Annotated in this window: 4 protein-coding genes; all 4 read left to right on the top strand. The window is 42.9% G+C overall.

Annotated features, from left to right (window positions below; all coding sequences use genetic code 11):
- A partial coding sequence (locus ACQQ5U_RS19280) for an Ig-like domain-containing protein (RefSeq protein WP_437400087.1) occupies positions 1 to 2,430 on the top strand: 2,430 nt, incomplete at its 5' end.
- A gap of 13 nt (positions 2,431 to 2,443) precedes the next feature.
- Entirely contained in the window at positions 2,444 to 3,391 is a 948-nt protein-coding gene (locus ACQQ5U_RS19275; protein WP_437400086.1) for a PorP/SprF family type IX secretion system membrane protein, read from the top strand.
- Between the two features lie 11 nt (positions 3,392 to 3,402).
- A complete protein-coding gene (locus ACQQ5U_RS19270) occupies positions 3,403 to 5,352 on the top strand; it encodes an OmpA family protein (RefSeq protein ID WP_437400084.1) in 1,950 nt (649 codons plus the stop codon).
- Between the two features lie 402 nt (positions 5,353 to 5,754).
- Positions 5,755 to 7,060 (top strand): hypothetical protein (locus tag ACQQ5U_RS19265; protein WP_437400082.1); only part of this gene is annotated, 1,306 nt, incomplete at its 3' end.

Here is a 7,060-nt window from a genome sequence, read left to right as displayed (position 1 = left end):
CCATGTGATTATAACCCTGACAGTATTACCCTTCCACAAAGTGGCGACTATCTAGAAGCAGATTGTGATGGCGATGGTGTGACCAACGAAAAAGAGAATGAGGATGGCACGGACCCACAAGACCCTTGTGATTTTGTGCTGGATAGCCAAACGGTTGACCCTGATTCGACTTGGAACAACTCCGACTGTGATGGGGATGGGGTTACCAACGGCGATGAGACCGAGGATGGAACAGATCCACTGAATCCATGCGACTACAATCCTGAAAGTGTAACCTTACCACAATCAGCAGATTGGGAGGCACTGGATTGCGATGATGATGGCAATCCAAATGAAACAGACCCAGACCCATTAACGGCTAATGCCAATGATGACTTTGGTTCTACACCCGCAACTACTGAAGTCGCGATAAATATTTTAGAGAATGACGACTATCTACCAAATAATGCATCAAATAATGTAGGTGTTACCAATTTATCACGAATTGGTGGCGACGCATCTGGTGTTGTTACTTTTGATGACGAAACTGGTTTCGTGAACTATATACCTGTAGCATCTGAATCCAATTCAACAGTTACTATAATTTACCAAGTCTGCAATGTATTGCCAGATCCTAGTGTGTGTGCTTCTGCAACCATATATATTGAAGTAGGCGCCAATACCTTGGATGCTATCGATGATAACTATACGGTAGAAGATGGAAATGGAGGAGTAATCACGAATAGCAATGTATTGTCCAATGATACCTATAATGGAGAACTTGTTGCTCCTACAGATGTTATCTTAACTTCTACACCAACGGACCAACTTATCATCAACGATGATGGAAGTGTAAGTGTGGTGCCGGGAACCGAAGCAGGGACGTACACCATCGATTATACCATTTGTGATTCAGCTGATTCTGGAAATTGTGATACTGCAACTGTGACTGTTGAGGTAATGCAGGGAGCTGGCAATGTTGTCGATGCGGTGGATGATGCCTATACGGCAGAGACTGGAGAAGGTGGAATTGTACCCGACAGCAATGTATTGTCCAACGACACCTATAATGGAGAACCTGTTGCTCCTGCAGATGTTATCTTGGCTTCTACACCAACGGACCAACTTATCATCAACGATGATGGAAGTGTAAGTGTGGTGCCGGGAACCGAAGCGGGAACGTACACCATCGATTATACCATTTGTGATTCAGCTGATTCTGGAAATTGTGATACTGCAACTGTGACTGTTGAGGTAATGCAGGGAGCTGGCAATGTTGTCGATGCCGTGGATGATTCCTTTACTGCTGAAACAGGTGGTGATGGTGTGATTCCGGACAGCAACGTGCTTTCCAATGATGCATACAATGGCGGACTGGTTACCCTGATGGATGTTATTTTGACCTCAACACCTACAGATGAACTTGTTATCAATGAAGATGGAAGTGTCAGCGTAGTGTCTGGAACTGAAGCGGGAACCTATACCATTAGCTATACCATATGTGATGTGATGGATATGGATAATTGTGATACGGCAACAGTAACGGTTGTGGTAATGGAAGGGACAGGCAATGTGCTCGATGCTGTGGATGATTCTTTCACAGCGGAAACAGGTGACGGTGGAGCAATTCCTGATAGCAATGTATTGACCAACGACACCTATAATGGCGAACCTGTTGCCCCTGAAAACGTTATCTTGACTTCTACACCAACGGACCAACTTATCATCAACGAGGATGGAAGTGTAAGAGTGGTGCCGGGAACCGAAGCAGGAACGTACACCATCGATTATACCATTTGTGATGCTGCTGATTCTGGAAATTGTGATACAGCAACTGTGACTGTTGAGGTAATGCAAGGAGCGGATAATATTATCGATGCGGTTGATGATGGTTACAACGCTGGCTCAGGAGGTGGTATCATTGCAGATAGTGATGTATTGTTCAACGATACCCTAAACGATGAAACCGTATCCTTGATTGACGTCATATTGACATCAACGCCGACAAATGAATTAACTATCAATGAAGAAGATGGTAGTATAAGGGTTAATTCAGGAACGACTGCTGGTACTTATACCATTGATTATACTATTTGTGAAGCAGCAAATCCAGATAATTGCGATTCAGCTACGGTTACTGTAATTGTTGAAGATATTGAAGTAAACCAAATGTTGACACCAAATGGGGATTTAAAAAATGACTTCTTGTTTATTCGCGGTGTGGAATACATCAAATCGAGCACACTTAAAATATTCAACCGTTGGGGGACTAAGGTGTTTGAAGGCAGTAACTATGATAATGTGAACAATGTTTTTGATGGACGAGTTAGGGGCAAATCAGCTCTGAGTGTAAACGATTACCTACCGGCAGGGGTTTATTTTTATATCTTTAATTACGAAACCGAACAGGGTAATTTTACGGACTCCGAATACATTTATATAAGCAGATAACAATATTGATAGAATGATAAAAAAGCATTTTTTAACTACGTTGTTGTTTATTGGAATCGTATCAACGGGTGTAATGGCCCAGCAGGATGCCCAGTACACACAATATATGTACAATACATTGAGTGTTAATCCTGCATATGCTGGATCAAGAGGGCAACTTAGTTTTGCTGGGTTGTACAGATCGCAATGGGTTGGTCTTGACGGAGCTCCAGAAACCTTCACCTTAAATCTGCACTCACCCATACAGAATAGTAGGCTGGGATATGGTATCTCAATCGTAAATGACAATATTGGGGACGGGGTTGTACAGGAAACCTATCTCGATGCCGTAGTATCCTACACCATTGATGTTTCTCTGGATGCCAAATTATCTTTTGGATTGAAGGCCGGTGGAAATATGTTGAGTTTGGACTTCAACGGACTTAGGAATTTTGACCAAGAAGTAGTCAATCAAAATAATATTGATAATAAGTTCACACCCAATTTTGGGCTAGGGATTTACTATCACACTGATAAATTCTATGCAGGGGTTTCTGCACCAAACGTTTTGGAATCGGAATATTTTGACAATGACAACTCGGATGATGGTGTCAACTTTCTATCGGCAGAGCGCATGAATATTTATTTGATCACAGGATATGTGTTCGATATAGGGGCGGATTTGCAATTTAAGCCAGCCTTGTTAACAAAAGCTGTTGGCGGGGCACCATTGCAAGTAGACCTTTCCGCTAGCTTCTTGTTTGCGAATAAATTTAGTTTTGGCGCAGCGTACCGTTGGGATGCCGCAGTTAGTGGTTTGGTCGGGTTTCAAGTATCCGAGCAGATTATGTTGGGATTGGCCTATGATCGCGAAACAACGGAATTGGGAGGAACACAATTCAACGATGGATCCTTTGAGGTGTTTTTAAGATTGGAATTGCTAAAATCCTTCCAAAGAACCATATCACCAAGATTCTTTTAATATAGTTTAGAATGCTGAAAAGAATACTCACATTATTGATTATCGTTTGCGGATGTCTGGTAAAAGTAACCGCGCAACAGGATAGTATTCCCGATAAGCAAATTACCCGGGTAATGGAAAGGGCCGACGAAAAATACAAACAGTACTCTTTTAGTCCCGCAATCGATATCTATAAAAAAGTGTTGGACAAAGGGTATAGCTCGCCCGATTTGTTGAAAAAACTGGGGAACTCCTATTATTTTAATGCCAAGTATCAAGAAGCAACCAATACATATAAAAAGCTAGAAGAAACCTATCCAGATGAAATGTCCGTTGAGGATGTTTTTCGATATGCGCAGAGTTTGAAATCGGTTGGGGACTATGATCAGGCTACACGTGTCATGGAAAATTTTAGGGAGATGACTTCTTCCATGGTGGATTTTGATGAAGATTACATGGCCAAGATTGAAGAAAACTCGGGACGATACACCGTTAAACCATTCCCATATAATAGTAAATATTCAGATTTTGCCGCCGCTTATTACGAGAAAGGGCTCATTTTTGCCTCTGATCGCGACACCGGGAACTTTGCTCGGTATCGTCATACATGGAATGCAAGGGACTTTTTGGATTTATACAAGGTCAACGCGGATAGTGTATCCAACAATAATGTTCTTAAATTGGAGGGTGAAGTCAATACAAGACTTCACGAATCTACTTCAGTGGTGACTAAAGATGGTACTACTATGTATTTTACCAGAAATAATTTCATGGATGGTAGAAGGAAAAAAGATGAGGAAGGAATCATTCGATTAAAAATTTACAGTGCTGAAAATATTAATGGTGAATGGACCAATATTACGGAGCTTCCGTTCAATAATGACTCTTATTCTGTGGCACATCCCATGTTAAGTCCTGATGGTAAAAAGCTTTACTTTGTTTCCGATATGCCAGGTAGTCTGGGAGAGTCGGATATTTTTGTAACGGATATTATTGGTGATGGTACCTATGGTCCCATTAAGAATTTGGGAGGTAACATAAATACAATGGCAAGGGAAACCTTCCCTTTCATCACCAAAGATGGAGTGTTGTATTTTTCTTCCGATGGCCACCAAGGATTGGGAGGACTGGATGTTTTTGCAACAAAGATTGCCTATAACGATTATACTCAACCAGTAGTAAACGTGGGAAGACCTGTTAACACATCAAAGGATGACTTCTCTTATATCTTCGACTCAGAAAACAAAACCGGATACTTCTCATCCAATAGGGATGGAGGCATGGGAGACGATGATATATACGAGTTCGTGGAGAATGAACCACTCATCTTGGACTGTATTCAGGAAGTAATGGGAACGGTCAGGGACCGTATTTCAAACGAGGTCTTAGCTGGAGCTACCGTAAAGATTATCGACGAGGAGAATAACGAGATTTCATCTACCATAACAGATTCTGATGGTAACTATATATTACAATTGGATTGCTCAAAAGGTAATTTTGTCAGGGCATCCCGAGATGGTTATGTGCCTGCCGAGGAATATTTGCCCATATCCGATGGAAAACCTAGAATCGTGGATTTCTATTTGGAACGAGATGTGGTCACTGGAGGTTTTGGAGACGACTTGGCAAAGCTATTACAGTTGAGTACTATTTATTTCGATTTGAACAAGTTCAACATCAGACCAGATGCTGAAATAGAGATTCAAAAAGTCATTGTGGCCATGGAAAAATACCCAAGTTTGAAAATTAAGGTAAACTCGCATACCGATAGTCGCGGTGTTGATGCCTACAATCTTTGGTTGTCGCAAAAAAGAGCTGAGTCCACGGTAAATTATATGATTTCCAAGGGAATATCTTCTGGCAGGTTACAGGGTGAAGGATTTGGCGAAACCAGATTGGTCAACGATTGTGTGAACGGCGTTCAATGTTCAGAGGAACAACATCAGCTTAACAGAAGATCTGAGTTTATCATATTTGAATAAAGAATTACAATTTGTCACCATATAAACGGCCCCTTTTGGGGTCGTTTTTTATGAATTCAACTTGGATTTCAATGTCGTTTCCAGATGCTCTACTCTCCTTCTACTTATCTATATATTAATTCGATATTGTAAGATTACACCTACTCAAACAATACTGGAAACTTGGGCTAATCGATGAACTGTATTGAAAAAAGCGTGAAAAAATAGTAGGGTCACCTCATAATTTGACTGCTATACAGTTGGATTTCATGTGTTCACAACAATTATTTTCTACGCTTAATAGTGGGGGTAATTTTGTATTCGGTTGAAAATTCGGTGTGTTGAATCACGAAAGAATTTAAAAACCAGAAGTTTACAGAATCAACAAAACTACAGCATAGAACCTCAACTAATAGTAACCTCATGAAAAAGAGCATACTTGCACTAATATTCCTGCTTTTTTCAGGAATTGCCTTTTCTCAAACCACAGTAACCCTTCAGGACCAATGCAATTGTGAAGTTCTAAAAGGTACAGATGTTTCTAGCTCAGGTGCGGTAACCCCTACGGGAGCGGATTTGGGAGACATATATGTAAATACCAATACCGGCACCATTTATTTTTGGGATGGTAATTCATGGGAGCTTACAGCCTCAGATAATCAGCAGTTGACTGGTTTTACTTTTAATGATGTTACAAATATTTTGTCCCTTTCTTTAGAAGATGGAGGAAATGTAAATGTTGATTTAAGTAGTTTGAGCGATGTCTTTGCAGATTCAAATACAACGGTAACATCATTCGGAATAGATGGAACAAATACAAACTTGGTAATAGCTGATTCTGATTCCAATTCTTATGCTGTAGCGTTGGCTGATCTTGCAGCTTTGATAAATACCGATAATCAAACACTTAATGAAGTTTTGGTTCAAGGTAACGATGCTGGAGGTTCGGCGATTACCAATCTGGCTGATCCTACAGCAGCACAGGATGCTGCGACCAAGGCTTATGTTGATGGTTTTGATACGGACGACGCGGACGCGGACCCTACGAACGAACTTTCGGATGTAGCCTTGACGGGCACGACCTTGGAACTGACCAATGCCGCTGCGGGGGCCACGGGGGTTGACCTTGACGGTACCTTTGCGACGGACGCGGAACTTGCCGCCCTTGATACGGACGACGCGGACGCGGACCCTACGAACGAACTTTCCGATGTAGCCTTGACGGGCACGACCTTGGAACTGACCAATGCCGCTGCGGGGGCCACGGGGGTTGACCTTGACGGCACCTTTGCGACGGACGCGGAACTTGCCGCCCTTGATACGGACGACGCGGACGCGGACCCTACGAACGAATACAACACCGGGGTATCCCTCAACGGAACTTCCATCGAGGTGACGGATGCCGGTGGCACCCTTAGCCAAGACCTTGACGGTACCTTTGCGACGGACGCCGAGCTTGCCGCCCTTGATACGGACGACGCGGACGCGGACCCTACGAACGAACTTTCGGATGTAGCCTTGACGGGCACGACCTTGGAACTGACCAATGCCGCTACGGGGGCCACGGGGGTTGACCTTGACGGGACCTTTGCGACGGACGCCGAGCTTGCCGCCCTTGATACGGACGATGCGGACGCGGACCCTACGAACGAATACAACACTGGAGCAGCTATGAATGCTGGTAGTGTTGAGATTACCGATGGTGGGGGCACAGTAGCAACAAACGTGA

Source organism: Flagellimonas lutimaris, from assembly GCF_051494225.1.
In the GTDB taxonomy this organism is placed as follows: domain Bacteria; phylum Bacteroidota; class Bacteroidia; order Flavobacteriales; family Flavobacteriaceae; genus Flagellimonas; species Flagellimonas lutimaris_A.
Note: the sequence above shows the minus strand (reverse complement) of the source record. Positions and strands in the feature narration are given on the sequence as shown.